The sequence below is a fragment of the Cupriavidus sp. H39 genome (assembly GCF_050271075.1).
GTDB classification, from domain to species: Bacteria; Pseudomonadota; Gammaproteobacteria; order Burkholderiales; family Burkholderiaceae; genus Cupriavidus; species Cupriavidus necator_B.
Map to the genome: position 1 here is coordinate 2,547,666 of NZ_CP189846.1, position 20,524 is coordinate 2,568,189.

19 protein-coding genes are annotated in these 20,524 nt (G+C 67.8%); 10 read left to right on the top strand and 9 right to left on the bottom strand.

Annotated features, from left to right (window positions below):
- Positions 1-48: 48 nt before the first annotated feature.
- Complete coding sequence (locus ACOCMH_RS11955) at positions 49-1,236, top strand: AraC family transcriptional regulator (protein WP_427307168.1); 1,188 nt, start codon at positions 49-51, stop codon at positions 1,234-1,236.
- Between the two features lie 21 nt (positions 1,237-1,257).
- On the opposite strand, the gene ACOCMH_RS11960 is transcribed toward ACOCMH_RS11955, so the two are convergent.
- The 3 genes from ACOCMH_RS11960 to ACOCMH_RS11970 form a co-directional block, all read right to left on the bottom strand.
- Positions 1,258-1,464, bottom strand: a complete 207-nt coding sequence (locus ACOCMH_RS11960) for a DUF6494 family protein (protein ID WP_062802625.1) — start codon at positions 1,462-1,464, stop codon at positions 1,258-1,260.
- 146 nt (positions 1,465-1,610) lie between these two features.
- The gene (locus ACOCMH_RS11965; RefSeq protein WP_427307169.1) at positions 1,611-2,855 is read right to left on the bottom strand and encodes a CaiB/BaiF CoA transferase family protein; all 1,245 of its coding nucleotides are present in this window, start codon (positions 2,853-2,855) and stop codon (positions 1,611-1,613) included.
- Positions 2,855-3,769 carry an SDR family NAD(P)-dependent oxidoreductase gene (locus ACOCMH_RS11970; RefSeq protein WP_171517072.1) on the bottom strand — a complete coding sequence of 305 codons (915 nt, stop codon included), beginning with the start codon at positions 3,767-3,769 and terminating at the stop codon, positions 2,855-2,857. Before ACOCMH_RS11970 ends, ACOCMH_RS11965 begins: the two co-directional genes overlap by 1 nt.
- A 188-nt stretch (positions 3,770-3,957) precedes the next feature.
- On the opposite strand from ACOCMH_RS11970, the gene ACOCMH_RS11975 reads away from it, so the two are divergent.
- Positions 3,958-4,860, top strand: a complete 903-nt coding sequence (locus ACOCMH_RS11975; RefSeq protein WP_171517071.1) for a LysR substrate-binding domain-containing protein — start codon at positions 3,958-3,960, stop codon at positions 4,858-4,860.
- A gap of 15 nt (positions 4,861-4,875) precedes the next feature.
- On the opposite strand, the gene ACOCMH_RS11980 is transcribed toward ACOCMH_RS11975, so the two are convergent.
- Together ACOCMH_RS11980 and ACOCMH_RS11985 are read right to left on the bottom strand one after the other, a co-directional pair.
- Entirely contained in the window at positions 4,876-5,382 is a 507-nt protein-coding gene (locus ACOCMH_RS11980; RefSeq protein WP_427307170.1) for a DUF2628 domain-containing protein, read from the bottom strand.
- 198 nt (positions 5,383-5,580) lie between these two features.
- Positions 5,581-6,048, bottom strand: coding sequence for an MgtC/SapB family protein (locus ACOCMH_RS11985; RefSeq protein WP_427307171.1), 468 nt, complete (start codon positions 6,046-6,048; stop codon positions 5,581-5,583).
- A gap of 508 nt (positions 6,049-6,556) precedes the next feature.
- Here ACOCMH_RS11985 and ACOCMH_RS11990 point away from each other — a divergent pair.
- The 5 genes from ACOCMH_RS11990 (at position 6,557) to ACOCMH_RS12010 (ending at position 12,130) form a co-directional block, all read left to right on the top strand.
- The gene (locus ACOCMH_RS11990) at positions 6,557-7,726 is read left to right on the top strand and encodes an acyl-CoA dehydrogenase family protein (protein WP_427307172.1); all 1,170 of its coding nucleotides are present in this window, start codon (positions 6,557-6,559) and stop codon (positions 7,724-7,726) included.
- A 9-nt stretch (positions 7,727-7,735) separates the two neighbouring features.
- Positions 7,736-8,932 carry a CaiB/BaiF CoA transferase family protein gene (locus ACOCMH_RS11995; RefSeq protein ID WP_427307173.1) on the top strand — a complete coding sequence of 399 codons (1,197 nt, stop codon included), beginning with the start codon at positions 7,736-7,738 and terminating at the stop codon, positions 8,930-8,932.
- Positions 8,933-9,005: 73 nt separating this feature from the next.
- Entirely contained in the window at positions 9,006-10,388 is a 1,383-nt protein-coding gene (locus ACOCMH_RS12000; protein ID WP_427307174.1) for an MmgE/PrpD family protein, read from the top strand.
- Between the two features lie 8 nt (positions 10,389-10,396).
- Complete coding sequence (locus ACOCMH_RS12005; RefSeq protein WP_427307175.1) at positions 10,397-11,221, top strand: HpcH/HpaI aldolase/citrate lyase family protein; 825 nt, start codon at positions 10,397-10,399, stop codon at positions 11,219-11,221.
- 42 nt (positions 11,222-11,263) lie between these two features.
- Positions 11,264-12,130 carry an FAS1-like dehydratase domain-containing protein gene (locus tag ACOCMH_RS12010; protein ID WP_427307176.1) on the top strand — a complete coding sequence of 289 codons (867 nt, stop codon included), beginning with the start codon at positions 11,264-11,266 and terminating at the stop codon, positions 12,128-12,130.
- Between the two features lie 244 nt (positions 12,131-12,374).
- On the opposite strand, the gene ACOCMH_RS12015 is transcribed toward ACOCMH_RS12010, so the two are convergent.
- The 4 genes from ACOCMH_RS12015 to ACOCMH_RS12030 form a co-directional block, all read right to left on the bottom strand.
- Positions 12,375-12,725: a hypothetical protein gene (locus tag ACOCMH_RS12015; protein WP_427307177.1), complete on the bottom strand. Its 351-nt coding sequence runs from the start codon at positions 12,723-12,725 to the stop codon at positions 12,375-12,377.
- A gap of 504 nt (positions 12,726-13,229) precedes the next feature.
- Positions 13,230-13,538 carry a hypothetical protein gene (locus ACOCMH_RS12020; protein ID WP_427307178.1) on the bottom strand — a complete coding sequence of 103 codons (309 nt, stop codon included), beginning with the start codon at positions 13,536-13,538 and terminating at the stop codon, positions 13,230-13,232.
- A gap of 123 nt (positions 13,539-13,661) precedes the next feature.
- Entirely contained in the window at positions 13,662-14,633 is a 972-nt protein-coding gene (locus ACOCMH_RS12025; protein WP_427307179.1) for a Bug family tripartite tricarboxylate transporter substrate binding protein, read from the bottom strand.
- A gap of 55 nt (positions 14,634-14,688) precedes the next feature.
- The gene (locus ACOCMH_RS12030) at positions 14,689-16,209 is read right to left on the bottom strand and encodes a class I adenylate-forming enzyme family protein (RefSeq protein ID WP_427307180.1); all 1,521 of its coding nucleotides are present in this window, start codon (positions 16,207-16,209) and stop codon (positions 14,689-14,691) included.
- Positions 16,210-16,568: 359 nt separating this feature from the next.
- On the opposite strand from ACOCMH_RS12030, the gene ACOCMH_RS12035 reads away from it, so the two are divergent.
- The 3 genes from ACOCMH_RS12035 to ACOCMH_RS12045 all read left to right on the top strand — a co-directional run bounded on the left by ACOCMH_RS12035 (position 16,569) and on the right by ACOCMH_RS12045 (position 20,520).
- On the top strand, positions 16,569-17,762 hold the full coding sequence (locus ACOCMH_RS12035; protein ID WP_427307181.1) for an acyl-CoA dehydrogenase family protein: 1,194 nt from the start codon (positions 16,569-16,571) through the stop codon (positions 17,760-17,762).
- 13 nt (positions 17,763-17,775) lie between these two features.
- Positions 17,776-18,903, top strand: a complete 1,128-nt coding sequence (locus ACOCMH_RS12040) for an acyl-CoA dehydrogenase family protein (protein WP_427307182.1) — start codon at positions 17,776-17,778, stop codon at positions 18,901-18,903.
- 237 nt (positions 18,904-19,140) lie between these two features.
- Entirely contained in the window at positions 19,141-20,520 is a 1,380-nt protein-coding gene (locus tag ACOCMH_RS12045; RefSeq protein WP_427307183.1) for a DUF1329 domain-containing protein, read from the top strand.
- Positions 20,521-20,524 lie beyond the last annotated feature (4 nt).

Consider the following 20,524-nt stretch of genomic DNA (forward strand, 5'->3'; position numbering starts at 1 on the left):
CAGCCCCGCACAGGCCGCACCGGTGCGTCGTTCGTGACGAGGAGACCCATGCACACAGCCGTTCTGTCATCGCCGCGCCCGCCGATGCCGGGCAAGCCGCACTTTTCCGGCCACGGCCTGCCCCGGGACCCGCTGCGCGGCGACGTCGCCAGCGCGGCTGGCGCCCGGCCGGCGGCGTCAGGCGCATCGGCCGCGCCGGCCCCGGCACGCCACACCATCGCCATCCAGCACGTGACGCACATCCTGCAGGGGGCGCGCCGGCTGGGCCACGACATCGATGCCCTGCTGCGCCGCGCCGATATCTCGCCCGCGCTGCTGGCCTCGCCCACCGCGCGCGTGACGCAGGGCCAGTATGCAGCGCTGATCCGCACGCTGCGCCGGGTCATGCGCGATGAACTGTGGGGGCTGCTGGACCGGCCCGTGCCCCCGGGCGTGTTCGCCCAGGTGTGCCGCAGCCTGGTCCATTGCGCCACGCTCGAGGACGCCATCCGCACCGGGCTGCGCCTGTACCGCCAGCACATCGACGCCTTCGCGCCGCGACTGCATGTCGGCGCCGACGGCAACACCGCGGCGGTGGTGCTGCATCCGCGCGCGCCCGCCTCGGCCTGCCGCAGCTTTGCCGAATCGACCTTCGTGTTCCATGCCTATGCGCTGGTCAGCTGGCTGGTCGCCGGGCAGATCCCGCTCGCGCGCGTCGACCTGAGCGCTGCCGCATCGCAGGGCCGCACCGATACCGAGCGTGTGTTCAAGGCCGCGGTCAACTACGGCCAGGCTGTCACCGCGCTGCATTTCGACGCCGCCTCGCTGCGCCTGCCGGTGATGCAGGACGCCGCCAGCCTGCGCGAATTCCTGCGTGAAACCCCGCGCAACCTGCTGATCCGCTACCGCGACAACAGCTGCCTCGCGGAACGCATCCGGCAGCACCTGCGCTCGCACCTGGACGGCGAACTGCCGTCGCTGGAGCAGATGGCGCAGCTGCTGCGGCTCACGCCCCAGACCCTGCGCCGGCGCCTGCGCGACGAGGGCCGCGGCTACCAGAGCATCAAGGACAGCCTGCGGCGCGACGTGGCCATCGGCATGATGGAGCGCCCCGGCATGACGCTGCAGGATGTTGCGCTGCGGCTCGGCTTTTCGGAGCCCAGCACGTTCCACCGCGCCTTCAAGAAATGGACCGGCGTGGCGCCGGGGGAATACCGGATGCGCGGGATGCGGGCCGAGGACGCGCCGGCGGCCTAGCCAGGGCGGCACACCACCGGCTTATTCGAGCCGGATCTCGCCGTCGAAGCGCGCCTGCAGCTTCACCGCCGCCAGCTCCAGCGTCACCGACACGGGCAAGTGCTCGTTGCCGGCCAGGGTGCCGTCGGCGACGGCCCGGGCAATGGCCTGCTCGATCTCGCGCTGGGAATTGACGCCAACCACCTTCAGGAACTTGCGGATGCTGAGGTTGAAGGTTTCTTCGTCCATGGCTGTCTCCGGGAGCAAAGCGGCATGCGGCCGCCACCCGGACAGCCTACGCCTGTGACGGCGTCCGTGCAGCGGCGCGCGCGGCCGCCAGGATGAAGCGGCGGCCGGGAACCGGCCGCCGCTTCGTCGTCAGCGCGGGCACGCGCTCACACCACGCCCTGCTCGCGTAGCTTCGCGATGCGCTCGGCCGACAGGCCCAGCACCGTCTCCAGCACCTGTTCGGTATGCTGGCCCAGCCGTGGCGGCGGCGCATCGTACTGCACCGGCGTGGCCGACAGCCGCAGCGGGCTCTTGACGGTCGGGCACAGGCTGCCGTCCTCGCGCACCAGGTCGACCTGCAGTTCGCGATGCCGCACCTGCGGGTCTTCCAGCACCTGGCCGTAGTCGTTGATCGGCCCGCACGGAATGCCTTGCGCCTCCAGCGCCTGCACCCAATGGGCGGTCGGCCGCGTGCGCATGTGCGCCTCGAGCAGCGGCACCAGCGTGTCGCGGTGGATGATGCGGCCGGGGCCGGTGGCAAAGCGTGCGTCGGCGGCCAGGTCGGGCCGTTCGACCCCGCGGCAGTACGCCTGCCACTGCCCGTCGTTGCCGGCCGCGACGATCATGTAGCCGTCGGCGGTGGCGAACACATGGTAGGGCACCATGTTGGCGTGCGCGTTGCCGTAGCGCGGCATCGCCTTGCCGGTGACGCGCTGCGCGATGATGGGGGTGGCGCCGACCGCCACCACCGCGTCGAGCAGCGCCATGTCGATATGCTGGCCCTCGCCGGTGCGTTCGGCATGGCGCAGCGCGGCCAGCACCGCCACGGTGGCATACATGCCAGTCAGCATGTCGACCACCGCCACGCCCACCTTCTGCGGCCCGCCGCCGGGCAGGTCATCGCGCTCGCCGGTGACGCTCATCAGGCCGCCGAGGCCCTGGAAGATGAAGTCGTAGCCGGGCTTGTGCGCGCTGGGGCCGGTCTGGCCATAGCCCGTGATCGAGCAGTAGACGAGCGAGGGGTTGATCGCCTTCAGGCTGTCGTAGTCCAGCCCGTAGCGCTTCAGGTCGCCGACCTTGTAGTTTTCCAGCACGATCTGCGACCTGGCGGCCAGCTCGCGCACGATCTCCTGCCCTTGCGGGCTGGCGATATCCAGCGTGACCGACTGCTTGCCGCGGTTGGCGCCGGCAAAGTAGGTGGCGTCGCGCGACGGCTGCCCGTCGGCGCCGGGCAGCCACGGCGGCCCCCACGAACGGGTATCGTCGCCGGCGCCGGGCCGTTCCACCTTGATCACCTCGGCGCCCAGGTCCGCCAGGTTCTGCGCGCACCACGGGCCGGCCAGGATGCGCGACAGGTCCAGCACGCGCACGCCGGCAAGCGCGCCGCGCGCCGGGGCTTGGCCGCCCGCCATCAGATCGGGTCCCAGCTGATCACGTCGGGCGAGCGCTCCAGCTTGAAGAAGCTGTTGCGCATCGCCGGCATGGCGATCTCGCCCACCGACTCGGGCGTCCAGCCCTCGCTCATGTGCACCGAGCGCACCGGGCGCGGCTGGCTCATCAGGATGATCTCGTTGGCGCGCACCGCGAAGATCTGGCCGTTGACCTCGCTCGCTGCCGGGCTGGCCAGGTAGACCGCCACCGGGCCGATCTTGCCGGCTTCCATCTTCTGCAGCTTGGCCACGCGGGCTTTTTCCTCGGGCGTTTCGGCCGGGATCGAGCTGGTCATGCGGCTCCAGGCGAACGGCGCGATGCAGTTCGAGCGCACGTTGAAGCGCTGCATGTCCAGCGCGATGGACTTGGACAACGCGGCGATGCCCAGCTTGGCCGCCGAATAGTTGGCCTGGCCTAGGTTGCCGATCAGGCCCGAGGTGGAGGTCATGTGCACGTAGGCGCCGCTCTCCTGGTCCTTGAAGTAGTTGGCGGCGGCGCGGCTGACGAAGAAGGTGCCGTTCAGGTGCACGTCGATCACGGCGCGCCATTCTTCCTCGTTCATCTTGAAGAACATGCGGTCGCGCAGGTTGCCGGCGTTGTTGACCACGGCGTCGATGCGGCCGAAGTTGTCGAGCGCGCATTGCACGATGGCGTTGGCACCGGCCCAGGTCGACACGCTGTCGGTGTTGGCCACGGCTTCGCCGCCGGCGGCGCGGATTTCCTCGACCACGCGTTGCGCGGGGCCGGCGTCGCCGCCCTCGCCGGACATCGACACGCCCAGGTCGTTGACCACCACCCTGGCGCCGGCGGCCGCCATGGCCAGCGCGATGCCGCGCCCGATCCCACCTCCAGCGCCCGTTACCAGCGCGACCTTGCCTGCCATCAAACCGCTCATTGCTTGCTCCTCTGAATACTTTTTGTGCGGTCACCGACCGCAAACCCGGCGAAACAGCCTTGCGCGGCGGGCAGCGCCCGCCCGTGCGGTCAATCCGGATGTCCACGCCGCAGTGGATACGATAAATTGACGCCCAAGCGATTGGAATTCACGAATCACAAAACTGGCCTTTGGCCTGACAGAAGCCCATGCATTACGACCTGACCGACCTCCGCCTCTTCCTGAATGTCGGCGAGACGGAGAACCTGACCCGTGCCGCCGAGCGCAGCTTCCTGTCGCTGCCCGCCGCCAGCACGCGGATCAAGCAGCTGGAAGAGGCTTTCCAGACACAATTGCTGATCCGCCAGGTCAAGGGCGTGCGGCTGACGCCGGCGGGCGATGCGCTGCTGCGCCATGCGCGCGAGGTCTTCCGCGAGCTCGAATGCCTGCACGCGGACCTGCGGCCGTATGCCAAGGGCGTGAAGGGCCGCGTGCGGCTGCTGGCCAACACCACCGCCACCAACTCGTTCCTCGCCACTGGCGTATCGCGCTTCCTGAGCGAGAACCCGGACGTGGACATCGAACTGGAAGAACACCTGTCGCAGGAGATCGTATCCGCCATCAGCGCGGGCGCGGCGGACCTTGGCATCGTCGCCGGCGAAGTCGCCACGCAAGACCTGGATGCGATGCACCTGTGCAGCGACGCGCTGATCGTGATTGCGCCGGTCAACCATCCGCTGCCGACGTTCAAGCGGCTGCATTTCGCCGACCTGCTCGATACCTGCCGCTTTGTCGGCCTGAACCAGTTCAGCGCGATCCAGTCCTTCCTCGACCGCATTGCGGCCGGCATGGGCAAGCGCATCAGCCTGCGCATCCAGGTGGGCAGTTTCGACGCGGTCTGCCGCATGGTCGAGGCCGGCGCGGGCATCGCCATCGTCCCCAACAGCTGCGCGCGCCGCTATGCCAGCCGCAAGGTGCTGCGCTTTATCCCGCTGGAAGACGAATGGGCCAAGCGCGAACTGCGCCTGGTGCGCCGCCCGGGACGCGAACTGCCCCAGTTTGCCGAAACCCTGATCCATTACCTGGTCGACGCCGCGCGCGAACCCGTATAGCGCGGCGACCAGGGTTCAGCCCGCGCCCGGAGCGCCGCCCTGCACCATCAGCGCGGCCAGCGGACGCAGCGACACCACCATCACCAGCAGCAACAGCCCCATGGCGAACACGCCGGGCCAGCTGGTGCGGCCGCGGCGCACCAGCGAGTCGGTCTCCAGTTCCGGCGAGTAGTGGTATTCGCGCAGATGCCGGATAGTGGCCTCGGCATGCCAGCGGTAGAGCTCGTTGCCATAGAGGCCCAGCAGCAGCGCCAGCGCGTACATCAGCGGCCGGCCCGCCATCGGCAGCTGCAAGCCGAACCAGGCGTGCAGCAGCGGCTCGGCGCCAACGATCAGCGCATAGACGCCCACCTGCCAGTACATGCGCCGGTAAGCCATCCAGAACGGGCCCAGCAGGCAGGCCGCCCAGTTCCACGAGATGCCGCCATGGGTCTCGGCCAGCGACCAGCGGGCGCTGTAGTACGGAAAGCGCGTGCCCACGAATGCGGCCAGCGCCGTGTCGTCACGGATCGATGCATGCATGCCAGACCTCCCCCAATGGCTGCGGCGGCAGCGCCTTTGGATCGCGGCGCAGCCTGTGCCACAGCATAGGGCGCGCGGCGGCCCTGCTGTGTGCGCCGGCGCGCATTCGGCACGCATTGGGACACCCTTAGCAGCGCAAACAGCCGGGATCTGATCGCAAGGGCACAGACCGTCGCACCGCGCCGTGGTGCGGCAACGCTACTTCCAGCGTTGCAGGATCTGCAGGATGACCAGCGTAAACACCGTGGCGATCGCCGCGGTGGTGTCGCGCCCGAGCCCGGCCGCGACACCGATGGCCGCCACCATCCAGATGCTGGCCGCGGTGGTCAGGCCCTTGATATGGGCTTCGTCGCTCTGCTTGAGGATGGCGCCGGCCCCCAGGAAGCCGATGCCGGCGATCAGCCCCTGCAGCACGCGGCTCATGTCCGCCAGCGGCACGCCGGCCTGCAGCGGCACCAGCACGAACAGCGCCGAGCCCAGCGCCACCAGCATATGGGTGCGCAGCCCCGCCGCCTTGCCCGAGGACTCGCGCTCGTAACCGATCAGGCCGCCGAGCAGCACCGCCATGGACAGCCGCACCAGGATGCGGGTGGCCTCGCCGGCGTCCGGCACATCGGCAAATTCCGCGCGCAAGGCGCGGTAGATATCGGTCCAGACTGACTCCATGCGAACTCCCGGAGACTTGGATGCATGGCTTGAGCGTAGCACGTCACACCGGGGCGGCGGAAAGCACTTTGGCGCCACATCGCCGTGCCGTCCGGCGTGTGCGGCAACGTCCTACACGGCAAGCGGAAGCTCCCCGACAGTCCCGCCGACGCGGCATTCCTATATTGAAATCACCAATCACTGACCTCCAATGGAGTCGCACCATGCCCTATATCCTCGCCTGGCTACTTGGTGTTCCGGCCTTTGTCCTGATCCTGATCTGGCTCTTTGTCCACTGATCGGCAGGCCGTGCTGCGGCACCGCCCCCAACTAACACTGGCGCCCCGCGCGCCACCCGCTGCACGCCCGGCTCGCCGGGCGTCTTGCTTGATGGCCCCGGCCGTGCCGCGCTTTCATATCGCCCCGCCGCGCCGCTTCCGGGCCACCTAAGCCGCTCTTTCGCAAATCCGAATTTCGGCGTGCAGGGGGCTCGGGAATAATGGCCCCAGTTCCAATCGACCCGGCGACCATGCACGCAGACCAGGACCCCGACCAGCTGTACCCCGAAATCCGCGAGGCGGTGCGCAGCCTGTGCGCCGGCTTCGATTCGGCGTACTGGCAACGGGTGGAAGAGCAGGACGCCTTTCCCGAGAGCTTTGTCCAGGCGCTGACGCAGGCGGGCTGGCTATCGGCGCTGATCCCCGAAGCCTATGGCGGCTCCGGCCTGTCATTGACCGCGGCGTCGGTCATCATGGAGGAAATCAACCGCAGCGGCGGCAATTCCGGCGCCTGCCACGGGCAGATGTATGTGATGGGCTGCCTGCTGCGCCATGGCTCCGCAGCGCAGAAGCAGCGCTGGCTGCCGGCCATCGCCTCGGGCGAGCTGCGCATGCAGTCGATGGCCGTGACCGAGCCCACCACCGGCACCGACACCACCAAGCTCAAGACCACCGCGGTGCGCCAGGGCGACAAGTACGTCGTCAATGGCCAGAAGGTGTGGATTTCGCGCGTGCAGCATTCGGACCTGATGCTGCTGCTGGCGCGCACCACGCCGCTGGACCAGGTCCGGCGCAAGTCCGAGGGCCTGTCGGTGTTCGTGGTGGATCTGCGCGATGCCATCGGGAAGGGCCTGACGGTCAAGCCGATCCGCAACATGGTCAACCACGAGACCAACGAGCTGTTCTTCGACAACCTGGAGGTTCCCGCCGAGAACCTGATCGGCGAGGAAGGCCAGGGCCTGAAGTACATCCTCGATGGCCTCAACGCCGAGCGCATCCTGATCGCCGCCGAGTGCATCGGCGACGGCTACTGGTTTGTCGAGCGCGCCAGCAATTACGCGCGCGACCGCATCGTGTTCGACCGCCCGATCGGCCAGAACCAGGCCGTGCAGTTCCCGATCGCGCGCGCGTACGTCAACGTCGAGGCCGCCAGCCTGATGCGCTACAAGGCGGCGCGGCTGTTCGACGCCGGCAGCCCCTGCGGCAAGGAAGCCAATATCGCCAAGCTGCTGGCCGCCGACGCCTCGTGGGAAGCCGCCAACGTCTGCCTGCAGACGCACGGCGGCTTCGGCTTCGCCGCCGAATACGACATCGAGCGCAAGTTCCGCGAAACCCGCCTGTACCAGGTGGCGCCGATCTCCACCAACCTGATCCTGTCCTACGTGGCCGAGCATGTGCTCGAGCTGCCGCGTTCGTTCTGAGAACCCTACATGCTCCACTCCTCCCAAGGCATCCGCCCGCTCGACGGCATCCGCGTGGTCTCGCTCGAGCACGCGGTGGCCGCGCCCTTCGCCACGCGCCAGCTGGCGGACCTGGGCGCGCGCGTGATCAAGGTCGAGCGCCCTGGCGTGGGCGACTTCGCGCGCGGCTATGACCAGTCCGTGCACGGCCAGGCCTCGTACTTCGTCTGGCTCAACCGGGGCAAGGAAAGCCTGACGCTGGACCTGAAGGACAACGAGGCGCAGGCGATCCTGCACCGCCTGCTGGCCGACGCCGACGTGCTGGTGCAGAACCTCGCCCCCGGCGCTGCCGCCCGCATGGGCCTGGATTTCGACACCCTGCACGGCCAGTACGAGAAGCTGATCGTCTGCGACATCTCCGGCTATGGCGACTCTGGCCCCTATCGCGACAAGAAGGCCTACGACCTGCTGATCCAGGCCGCCGCCGGCCTGGTGGGGCTGACCGGCGGCCCGAACGAGCCGTCGCGCGCCGGGGTCTCGATCGCCGACATCTCCGCCGGCATGTACGCGTACAGCGGCATCCTGTCGGCGCTGCTGCAGCGCGGCCGCACCGGCAAGGGCCTGCGCGTGCAGGTGACCATGTTCGAGGCGATGGCCGAGTGGATGAACCAGGTGCTCTATTTCGGCCACTACGGCGGCACCACGCCGGCGCGTGTCGGCGCCTCGCACCCGACCATCGCCCCGTATGGCGTGCATCGCGCGAGCAATGGCAGCGTGATCTTCAGCGTGCAGAACGAACGCGAGTTCGCCAATTTCTGCGAGATCGTGCTCGGCGACCGCGCCCTGGCGCAGGACGAGCGCTTTTCCAGCAATACCGCCCGCGTGCGCAACCGCCCCGAACTGACCGCGCTGATCGAAGCGCGCTTTGCGGCGCTGACGGTGGCGCAGGCGGAGGCCTTGCTGGACCAGGCGCAGATCGCCAATGCGCCGATGAACGACATCGAAGCCGTCTGGAACCATCCGCAGCTGCAGGCACGCCAGCGGTGGCGCGAAGTCGCCACCCCGAACGGCCCGATCGGCGCGCTGCTGCCGCCGGCCAACCTGTCGGGCGTGGAGCCGGTGATGGGCGACGTGCCGGCGCTGGGCGCGCACAGCCGCAGCATCCTGGCCGAGCTGGGCTACGGCGCGGGCGACATCGACGCGCTGGCGGACAAGCGCACCATCTGAGCCAACACCGGCGCCCGGGCAAACCGGGCGCTCTTTTCTTCCCGCAAGCACTGTTCAAATTTCCGGAGCCGGCATGAGCCAAGCCGCAGACACCACCTACCCGACCCGCCAGCTTTGCGAATTCCTGGCCAACCTCAAGCTGGCCGAGGTGCCCGCGCCCGTGATCGAGCGCACCAAGGACCTGTTCCTGGACTGGATCGCGTCGGCGATCGCCGGCAAGGACGCCCCGGCGGTGCGCACGCTGCAGGAATTCGCCGCGGCCATGGGCCCGTCCGACGGCGCCGCCGAAGTGCTGGTCGACCGCCGCCGCACCTCGCCCTACTTTGCCGCGCTGATCAACGGCGCGTCCTCGCACGTGGTCGAGCAGGACGATGTGCACAACGGTTCGGTGCTGCATCCGGCCGCGGTGGTATTCCCGGCCGTGGTCGCCGCCGCGCAGGCCGAAGGCAAGACCGGCGCCGAAGTGCTGCTGGCGTCGATCGCCGGCTATGAAGCCGGCATCCGCATCGGCGAATTCATGGGCCGTTCGCACTACCGCGTGTTCCACACCACCGGCACCGTCGGCACGCTGGCCGCCGCCGCGGCCGTGGCCAAGCTGTTCGGCCTCGATGCCGAAGGCATCAACCAGGCGCTGGGCTCGGCCGGCACGCAGGCCGCCGGCCTGTGGGAATTCCTGCGCGATGCCGCCGATTCCAAGCAGCTGCACACCGCCAAGGCCGCGGCCGACGGCCTGCAGTCGGCGTGGCTGGCGCGCGCCGGCTTCACCGGCGCGAAGCAGATCCTGGAAGGCGCGCAGGGCATGGCCGCCGGCATGTCGAGCGATGCCAATCCCGCCTGCCTGACCGATGGCCTGGGCACGCGCTGGGCCACCGCCGAGACCTCGTTCAAGTTCTTCGCCTCGTGCCGCCACACGCACCCGGCCGCCGACGCGCTGAAGGCGCTGATGCAGCGCGAAGGCATTGCCGCCGGCCAGGTCGCCAGCGTTACCACCCACGTGCACCAGGGCGCCATCGACGTGCTCGGTCCGGTGGTCAACCCCGCCACCATCCACCAGGCCAAGTTCTCGATGGGCACGGTGCTCGGGCTGGTGGCCGTGCACGGCCACGCCGGCCTGGGCGAGTTCGAGCAGCACGCGCTGCAGGACCCCGCAGTGGCCGCGTTCCGCGGCAAGGTCGACATGGAACTGGATCCGGAGATCAATGCCGCCTACCCGCGCCAGTGGATCGGCCGCGTGACCGTCAAGACCACCGATGGCCGCACGCTGGCCGCGCGCGTCGACGTGCCCAAGGGCGACCCCGACAACACGCTGTCGCGCCCCGAACTGGAAGCCAAGGCACTGCAGCTGGGCGCGTTCCGCCAGGGCGCGAGCGAGGCCGAGATGCGCGCCATCATTGCGCGCGTGTGGGCGCTGGAGCAGGCGCCCGACGTCAACGACTGGCTTCCCGCCGCGCGCTGAGGATCGACATGTCCACCGCAGTCACCTACCTGTTCGTGCCGGGCGACCGGCCGGAACGCTTCGACAAGGCCGCATCCGCGGGCCCGGACGTGATGATCCTCGACCTCGAGGACGCAGTCCATCCGGACGCCAAGCCCGCCGCGCGCGCGGCCATCGCCGCCTGGCTGGCCGGCCAGCCCGGCGCCAGCGCCTTCGTGCGCATCAACGACAGCGCCTCGCCCGCGTTTGCCGCCGACCTGGCGTGGCTGCGCGCGCTGCCCCCGGGCACCGCGCTGGCCGGGCTGCTGGTGCCGAAGGCCGAAGACGCCGCCGCGCTGGCCACCATCGCGCAAACCCTGCAGGCGATCAACCCGCAGGGCGAGCTGGTCGCCATCATCGAGACCGCGCTCGGCCTGCACCAGGTCGATGCCGTGGCATCGGCCGGCGGCGTGGCGCGCCTGGCCTTCGGCTCGCTCGACTATGCGGTCGACCTGGGCTGCAGCCATACCCGCGACGCACTGGCCTTCGCGCGCGCGCGCATCGTGCTGGCTTCGCGCGTGGCCGGCCTGCCGCCGCCGGTCGACGGCGTGACCACCGCGCTCAAGGACGAAGCCGTGCTAGCCAGCGACGTCGCCTATGCGCGCGAACTCGGCTTTGCCGGCAAGCTCTGCATCCACCCGGCACAGGTGGGCGCGGTCCGCGCCGGCTTCCTGCCCAGCCCCGAACAACTCGACTGGGCCCGCCGCGTACTGGAAGCTACTGCCAGCGGCAGCCACGCGGTGCAGGTCGATGGCAAGATGGTCGACCGGCCCGTGATCGAGCAGGCCCGCCGGCTGCTGGCGCTGGCGCAATAGCCCGGCATCCGCCATCCTTCACGCATCACAAGGTCCACTGCCATGACTGACGCCACTACTGAACTCGAACGCCTGCGCGGCTGGATCGGCCGCAGCGAAGCGCGCACCGAAACGCTGTCGCCGGAGCCGGTCGCCGGCCTGGCCGCCACCTTCGACCTCGACCCCGAGGCCGTCGCCGCCGGCCCGCTGCCGCCGCTGTGGCACTGGCTCTACTTCCTGCCGCGCGCACCGCAGCGCGAACTGGGCCGCGACGGCCATCCCACCCTCGGCGGCTTCATGCCGCCGGTGCCGCTGCCGCGCCGCATGTGGGCCGGCAGCGAACTGAGCTTCAGCCATCCGCTGCATATCGGCGATACCGTCACGCGCACCTCCACCATCAAGGACGTGCAGTACAAGACCGGCCGTACTGGCGAGCTATGGTTCGTTGCCGTCGATCACGAGCTGACCGTCAACGGCAAGACCGCGGTCAACGAGCGCCACGACATCGTCTACCGCGCCATGCCGGACCCGACCAAACCGCAGCCTCCGCGCCCGCGCCTGGAGCAGACGGCGCAATGGCAGCGCACGCTGCAGGCCGACCCCGTCATGCTGTTCCGCTATTCGGCGCTGACCTTCAACGGCCACCGCATCCACTACGACCGCCAGTACACACGCGAGGTCGAGGGGTACCCCGGCCTGGTGGTGCATGGGCCGATGCAGGCCATGCTGATGCTGGACCTGGTGGCGCGCGAGCAACCGCAGGCACGCGTGAAGCGCTTCGGCTTCCGCGGGCTGGCGCCGCTGTTCGACCAGGACACCATCACCGTCGGCGGCGCGGCCGATCCGGCGCAGCCGGGGCGGCTGGTGCTGTGGACGGGGGATGATGCTGGCGGGCAGGCGATGCAGGGGTGGGCGGAGGTGCAGGGGTAAGAGCCTGAAGCCTTATCCGCTCCGCCGGTTTGCTCCCCTCTCCCGCTTGCGGGAGAGGGGCAGGGGGTGAGGGCAGGCGGTGGCATGCCCCAGGCTTGACTTCGTAGAGGCTCCGGCCCTCACCCCAACCCTCTCCCGCAAGCGGGAGAGGGAGCAAACAAGCGGTCGGCCAAGTCAGGCGGTGCCTACAATGGACACCAACGGCGCCTGCCACCTCAGTGAATCAGCGACCGGCCGCGATTGGCTACCCGACCATCGCTTCCTCAATTCCCTCCGCGACGTCTTCTACCCTGTCGGCCAGCAATCCAAGGGACGCCTGACACAGCCCTCGCAACGCATCCAACGTAGCCGCCTGCAAGGCTACGCTTCCCTCTTCCTGTGCATCGCATTCGCTGTGGGTCACCAACGTCAGCACGCATGCAGTCCCTCGCGCAACCGCATCGGCCTGGTCCAACAGATTCAACAACAAGAGTTGCCGGGGAACAGGCAACGCGTCCTTGCGCGCTGCACGGCGGGTTTCGGGACTGAACCGGGAGAGGGAATCATCAAGTCGAGGCGGGATAAAGGCGTCGGATTCGATGTTGGACTGATGCATTGCTGACCTCCGTATCGTAGATGTGGAGGCCCGCCGCTCATTCTCACCTGAGGTGGCGGGCCAGACAACGGGGGTGAGAAAACCGGACGATACGGCCGGCCCAGCCGAAGCTAGCCCCGCCCGGCCCGCCGTAAAGTGAAGGCGCACACAAGCGTAACGGACTTGAAAATTGCCGCTTGCGCGACAGTCCGCTGTATCGTGAACCGGGTTCTCACACCCGACTCCTGTTGATCAGGAGCCAAGCCAGTCTAGAGAACCCTGTCGTTCACAATCAAGGAGCAGATTGTGAAGGATGGATACGTCGAGTCAATCGTAGAAGTTGGCAAACTTCACGTAGCGCTCAGAGAAATCCGGGTTCCAATCCTGCCAGACAAGGCCACGTGCATACCTCGAGCACCGTTGGACGATTGTCCAACAACTGTTGGACAATCGCGGGCTCGGGCCAGTCATGTCAATCGCTTAAAAAATTTCGGGCGGAGGACGGGCTTCGCGAACCGGACGGCTTTACTTCGTTGAAGCTCCGGCCCTCTCCCCCGCCCCTCTCCCGCAAGCGGGAGAGGGGAGCAAACCGGCAGCGGCAAGTAGGCTATCAGTGCCTTCATTCGCCTCCGGACTTCCCACTTCCGCTTGTGTACTCCCTCTCCCGCTTGCGGGAGAGGGTTGGGGTGAGGGTGGGAGTATCAACGAAGTGAAGGCTGTCGCTATTGCCACCGCTTTCAGCGGCAGCAGCGATACGAAACGCAACCAACTCAATTGTCGTGACAGCGTTAGGAGAATTGCCTCTTGCGAAAACGCGGTGGCGAATTGCACCATTTTTCGCAGGTTCTTGGCCGCAAAGCTACGCCGTAATCACGGACAAGCTGCGTAGCCCGCAACCGTCTCCGAAAACGAAAAAAGCCGGCGTTCCGCCGGCTTTTCCGCAACATCCACAAGCGTTCAATCCGCCTGGATCCCCGCCTTCTTCACCACCCCACCCCACAACGCCAGCTCCCGCTGGATCCGGTCCCCCAGCACCTTGGGCGTACTGATATTGACGTCATACCCCCCGGCCGTCATCCGTTGCCGGAAGGCAGCATCCTCCCCCACCGCCTTCTGCGCCTTGACCAGCTTGTCGACCACATCGGCCGGCAGCTTCTGCGGCCCCACCAGCGCATACCAGCCGGTCAGGTCATAGTCCTTCTGTCCCGACTCGATCATGGTCGGCACGTTCGGCAACGCCGGGTTGCGGGTCTTCGACGTGACCGCCAGCGCGCGCACCTTGCCGCCATTGATATGGCCGATGGCCGTGCCGGTGATATCGAACATGAACGTGACCTTGCCGCTCATCACGTCTGCCATGGCCGGCGCGTTGCCCTTGTACGGCACGTGCAGCATCTTCACGCTGTTCATCTGCGCCAGCAGTTCCGCCGACAGGTGGTTGGAGGCACCCACGCCCGCGGAGCCGAACGAGACGCCTTCCGGATGCTTGCGCGCGTAGTCGACCAGTTCGCTGACGTTCTTCGCCGGGAAATCCTTGTTCACCAGCAGTACGTTGGTGTAGTCGGTGATCAGGCCGATGTAGGTGAAGTCCTTGACCGGGTTGAAGTTGACCGAGTGCTGGATCAGCGGGGTCATGGTCATGGTGGGGCTGGCGACGAAATACAGCGTGTAGCCGTCCGGTGCCGCCTTGGCGGTCATGTCGGCGGCGATTGCGCCGCTGGCGCCGGCGCGGTTATCCACCACCACCGGCTGCTTGAGCACGCGGCCCAGCTGCTCGGCGTAGATGCGGGCGGCGGTGTCGACCGGGCCGCCGGGCGCGTAGCCCACCAGCAGCTTGACCGGGCGCGACGGATAGGCATCGGCGGCCCATGCCGCGCCTTGCAGCAGCAGCGTGGCAGTCAGCGCGGCCAGCGTCTTCCATGTTTTCATTTATGTTCTCCTCCAGGGATGGCTGTCATGCCCGGGGCCCCGTGCCCCGGGGGCTTTAGTCGAGCATGGCGCGCAGCGGCTGCTTGAGCAGCTTGCCGCTCGCCGTGGTCGGAATCACGTCGACGGTGCGGATTTCGGCGGGCCGCTTGTACGGTGCCAGGCTGTCGCGCAGGTAGGTGTCCAGCGCCTTGCGGTCGAGTTCGGCGCCTTCCTGCAGTTCGATGAAGGCCACCACTTCTTCGTTGCCGTCGCCCGTGGTGCGCCCCACCACGGCGGACTGGCGCACGCCGGCGAAGGCGTTGATCACCGACTCCACCTCGATCGGGTACACGTTGAACCCGGAACGGATGATCAGGTCCTTGGAACGGCCCGAAATGAACAGCGCGCCATCGGCATCGAGATAACCAAGATCGCCGGTATTGAGCCAGCCGCCGGGCAGCAGCGCCTCGGCGGTCTGTTCCGGATTGCGGTAGTAGCCGAGCATCACGCCCGGGCCGCGCACGCGGATCTGGCCGCGTTCGCCGGCGGGCAGCGGCTTGCCTTCGGCATCGGTGATCTCGATCTCCACGCCTTCGACGATATAGCCGGCCGAGCAATCAGCGCGCGGCGCGTCCATGCGCGTGATGAACAGCGACCCGGCGTATTCGGTGATGCCGTAGCCGTGATGCAGCGGCTGGCCGAACAGCGTTTCGACGTCGCGCTTGAGCGTGGGATCGAGCGGCGCGCCGCCGGTATAGAGATAGCGCAGGCGGGGAAAGGCGCCGGCCTTCGCGCCCACCGTGGGGGCGACTGCCATGATGCGCGTGAACATGGTCGGCACGCCCTGCAGGATGGTGACCCCTGGCTCCGCCAGTGCCTCGAACACTTCATTGGCGTCGAAACGCGGGCGCAGGAACAGGCTGGCGCCGGCGTACAGCGTGGCCATCAGCACCGTCGCGATGCCGAAGATGTGCGACATCGGCAGCGCGCCGTAGGCCACGTCGGCGGGGCCCATATCGCGCGAGGTCGCGGAGATGCGCGCGAACTGGGTCAGGCCGGCGTGCGGCACCATCACGCCCTTGGGCGCGCCGGTGGTGCCCGAGGTATAGATCAGCGTGGCGACGCGGCGGGCAAGCTCCGCGGGCTCGCGCCGCGGCGCGCTGTCTGCCCGCGCGACGCGCATGCCGTCGTCATAGACCGCGCAGCCGGTGGCCGTTGCGCCCAGCCGCTCGCCGTGCGCGGCGGCAACGTCGGAAACGTGGCCGGTGAACAGCACCAGCGCCGGCTGCGCGTGGTCGCGGATATTGTCGATCTCGCGCGCGGACAGGCGCGCGTTGACGTTGATCGGCCAGGCGTGCAGCAGGCTGCAGGCGAACAGCGTCACCACCATCTCGTTGCAGTTCTCGCCCACGACCATGACCCGGTCGCCTTCACCTACGCCCTGTGCCGCCAGCCAGTCGCGGGCCGCTTCAATGCGGCGCCACAACTCGCCATAGCTGATGACGGCACCGTTCTCGTACAGGCATGGCGCCGCGGGGGTCTGCGCGGCCCAGTGGGCGGGGATCTCGTGGATGAACTGAGGGCGGAAGGAAGACATGGTGCTGGGAATCTCTCGAATGCAGGCTGAGTCGGATATGCGGCGGAATGCACCCGGCCACATGAAACTGGCTGCATCAGTTTGCGGCAAGGCCCGCGCCGCAGCCATTTGGAATTCACTAAGGTCGTGTTCGTCCGGGCCATGGTCCCGCCGGCGCGCGCCATGGCAAGCGGTGCCTGGCGCATGTGGTTCTGTCTCCGCGAAGGACGCCTTTGCGATTGATAAAGCAACGAATCACCCGAGGCCCATACAATCGGCCGGCACAGCAAGGGTTTTCGCCATGGCGCGCTGCACAACACGCGGCACCGCCGGATTGCGCGCCGGCTCTGCGAAGCCCGCGTACCACAGGGGACATTCAGATGGATTTGCGTTTCACCGCCGAGGAACAGGCCTTCCGCGAGGAAGTCCGCGCGTTCGTGCAGACAAAACTGCCGGAAGACATCCGCAACAAGGTGCTCAACCACCAGCGCGTGGAGAAGGACGACTACGTCCGCTGGCACCGCATCCTGCAGGCGCAGGGCTGGGGCGCGCCGACCTGGCCGAAGCAGTGGGGCGGCACCGGCTGGACCGCGCTGCAGCGCCTCATCTTCGAGATCGAGACCTTTCGCGCCGGCGCCCCGCGGCTGCTGCCGTTCGGGCTGACCATGATCGGCCCGGTGCTGATGAAGTACGCCAGCCCCGAGATGCAGCAGCGCTTTTTGCCGCGCATCCCGGGCGTGGAAGATTTCTGGTGCCAGGGCTATTCCGAGCCGGGCTCCGGGTCCGACCTGGCCTCGCTGAAGACCCGCGCGGTGCGCAAGGGCGACAAGTACATCGTCAACGGCCAGAAGACCTGGACCACGATGGCGCATTTTGCCGACTGGATCTTCTGCCTGGTGCGCACCGATTCCGAAGCGAAGGCGCAGGAAGGCATCTCGATGCTGCTGATCGACATGAAGTCGCCCGGCGTGACGGTGCGTCCGATCACCACGCTGGACGGCGGCCACGACGTCAACGAGACCTGGTTCGAAGACGTGGAAGTGCCGGTCGAGAACCTGGTCGGCGAAGAGAACCGCGCCTGGACCTACGCCAAGTACCTGCTCGGCCATGAGCGCACCGGCATCGCCGGCATTGGCCACTGCCATCGCGAACTGCGCCAGCTCAAGCACTACGCTGCGCAGGCCACCGACGGCGCCGGCCGTCCGCTGATCGAGGACGTGCGCATGCGCGACAAGATCGCCCGCGTCGAGATGGACATCATGGCGCTGGAAATGCTGCTGCTGCGCGTGGCCACGCAGGCCGCGGGCACGCCGGGGCCCGAAGCGTCGATCGTCAAGATCCGCGGCTCGGAGGTGCAGCAGGACCTGGCCATGCTGATGATGGAAGTGGCCGGTCCCAACGCCTGGCCGTACTCGCCCGACTGGCTCGAGCCCGGCGCGACGCAGCCGGTATCGGGCCCGGAGTGGGCCGCACCGGCCGCCTCCACCTACTACGACATGCGCAAGACCTCGATCTACGGCGGCGCGACCGAAGTGCAGAAGAACATCATCTCCAAGATGATCCTGGGTTTCTGAAGGGATAGCTGACATGGACTTCACCTACAGCGAAGAGCAACAGATGCTGGCGGACAGCCTGCGCCGCTTCATCGACACCGAATACACCTTCGAGGCCCGCCGCAAGAGCGCGCGCCAGGGCGAAAGCCTGGACCGCGGCGTATGGAACAAGCTGGCCGAAATGGGCGTGCTGGGCCTGACCGTGCCGGCCGACTTTGGCGGCTTCGGCGAAGGGCCCGCCAGCCAGCTGGTGGTGCAGCGCGAGCTGGGCCGCGGCCTGGTGCTGGAGCCGGTCACGCCCAGCGGCGTGATGGCCGCCGCCATCCTGGCCGCCCACGGCAGCACCGCGCAGAAGGAAGAATGGCTGCCCGCGATCGCCTCGGGCGAGCGCATCGTCACGCTGGCCTACCTGGAGCCGACAACGCGCTACCGCCCGGAATCGGCCCGCGCCAGCGCCGAACGCAGCGGCGACGGCTACGTGATCAGCGGCACCAAGAGCGTGGTCTGGCACGGCGCCGCCGCCGACGCCTACCTGCTGACGGCGCGCGTATCGGGCAGCAACGAGATCGCGCTGTTCCTGGTGCCGCGCGACAGCAAGGGCCTGGGCGTGACCGCCTATCCGACCATCGACGGCCTGCGCGCCGCCGACCTGACGCTGCAGAACGTCACCGTGCCGGCCAGCGCACTGGTGGGCCAGGCCGCGGACGGCCTCGCGGCGCTGGGCGTCGGCCTGGAGCACGGCATCGCGGCGCTGTGCGCCGAAGGGGCAGGCGCGATGGAAAAACTGATCCAGATCACCGGCGAATACCTGGGCACGCGCCAGCAGTTCGGCAAGCCGCTGGCCACGTTCCAGGCGCTGCAGCACCGCATGGCCGATATGCTGGTGCAGAAGGAGCTGGCGCTGTCGATGGCCTATGTGGCGGCGCAGGCGCTGGATGAAACCGATCCCGCCGCGCGCCGCCGCATGCTGTCAGCCGCCAAGGTGACCGTCGCCCGCGCGGGCCGCTTCGTCGGCCAGCAAGCGGTGCAGCTGCACGGCGGCATGGGCATGACCGACGAGCTGTCCGTGGGCGACTACTTCAAGCGCCTGACCATGCTGGACCAGCTGCTGGGCGACAGCGACTACCACCTGCAGCGCTTTGGCGAAGTGATGGAAGCCTGATCGCGCCGGTGTTTGCTCCCCTCTCCCATCAATGCGAGAGGAGAGCAAACCGGCGACACGCGACAAGCTGTCGGAACTCCGGAGGCCGGGCACTTGCCCGGCCTTTTTGTTGGCCCCTCCCCCCGCTAGGGAAATCCACTAGTCCGTTCCAACGATTCCCGGCCGGCATGCCCTCACTACCCTGTCACCAGGGGCCCGGGCATCACCGGCCACTTCCGTCAAAAGGAGCGAGACGTCATGACATCCAGTACACAACGACTGCTGCGCGGGGGCCTGCTGGTCACCAGCATGGCACTGGCCGCGGCATCGTGGGCGAAGGCCACGCCGGAAGAACTCAAGCAGCTCGACAGCACCCTCACGCCGATGGGCGCCGAGCGCTCCGCCAGCAAGGACGGCGAGGTGCCGGCGTGGAGCGGAAAGTGGCTGGGTGCGCCGCCCCACGTCAAGTATCAGCGCGGCGACCGCTATCCGGACCCGTATGCCGATGAGAAACCGCTGTTCGTCATCACCGCGCAGAACATGGCGCAGTATGCCGAGCGGCTGACCGAAGGCCAGAAAGCGCTGTTCAAGAAGTACCCCGACACCTTCAAGATGCCGGTGTACCCCAGCCATCGGGACTTCCGCTTTGAGGACGGTGTCTACAAGGACATCCGCACCTACGCCACCACCGTCAGCATGACGAGCGATGGCAACGGCTTGAAGGACGCCGGGCCCCAGGTTCCCTACCCGATCCCGAAGACCGCCATGGAGTTGCTGTGGAACCAGCGCTTCTCGGCGGCCATCGGCACCGAGAAGGCGCAGTACGACCAGGCCGTGGTCTATCCGAACGGCTCGATCGCATGGGGTCGCGTCTCGTACAACATCTTTTCGCCGCGAAACAACGGCAAGTTCGAGCCCAACAACCCCCTCAACGACCGCACCTTCTTCCGCACCGCCACCGACCTGCCCTTGCGAGACCGCGGCCAGGTGATCGTGGGCTATGCGGTCTGGGACCAGGAGGGCTCGGACACCAACCGCACGTGGATCTACAACCCGGGCACCCGGCGCGTGCGCCAGGCGCCGGAGTTCGGCTTCGACCAGCCCCAGGGCCCCGGCGGCTTCCGTACGGTGGACGACGACCGCCTGTTCAACGGCTCGGGCGAGCGCTACAACTGGAAGATCGTCGGCAAGAAGGAGTTCTACGTCCCGTACCACACCTACAAGCTGATGAGCGCCTCGGTCAAGTACAAGGACCTGCTGACGAACGGCCATGCCAATCCGGACGTCATGCGCTACGAGCTGCATCGGGTATGGATCCTGGAGGCAACGCTGAAATCCGGCTTCCGCCACCAGTATGCGAAGCGCGTGCTGTATCTCGACGAAGACACCTGGCAATCGGTTGCCGCCGACAACTATGACGGCCGCGGCCAGCTGTGGCGCACCAACCTGCAGGCACTGGTCTATGCCTACGATGCGCGCCGCTTCTCCGCGGCCACGGTGTTCTACCATGACCTGATCTCGGGCGCCTACCTGGCGGACCGCCTGACCAACGAAGGGCCGATGGCCAAGTTGAACAACAGTCCCGAGTTCAACGAGGCGTTCTTCTCTCCTGACGCGGCGCGCGGGTCAGGGACCTGATTGC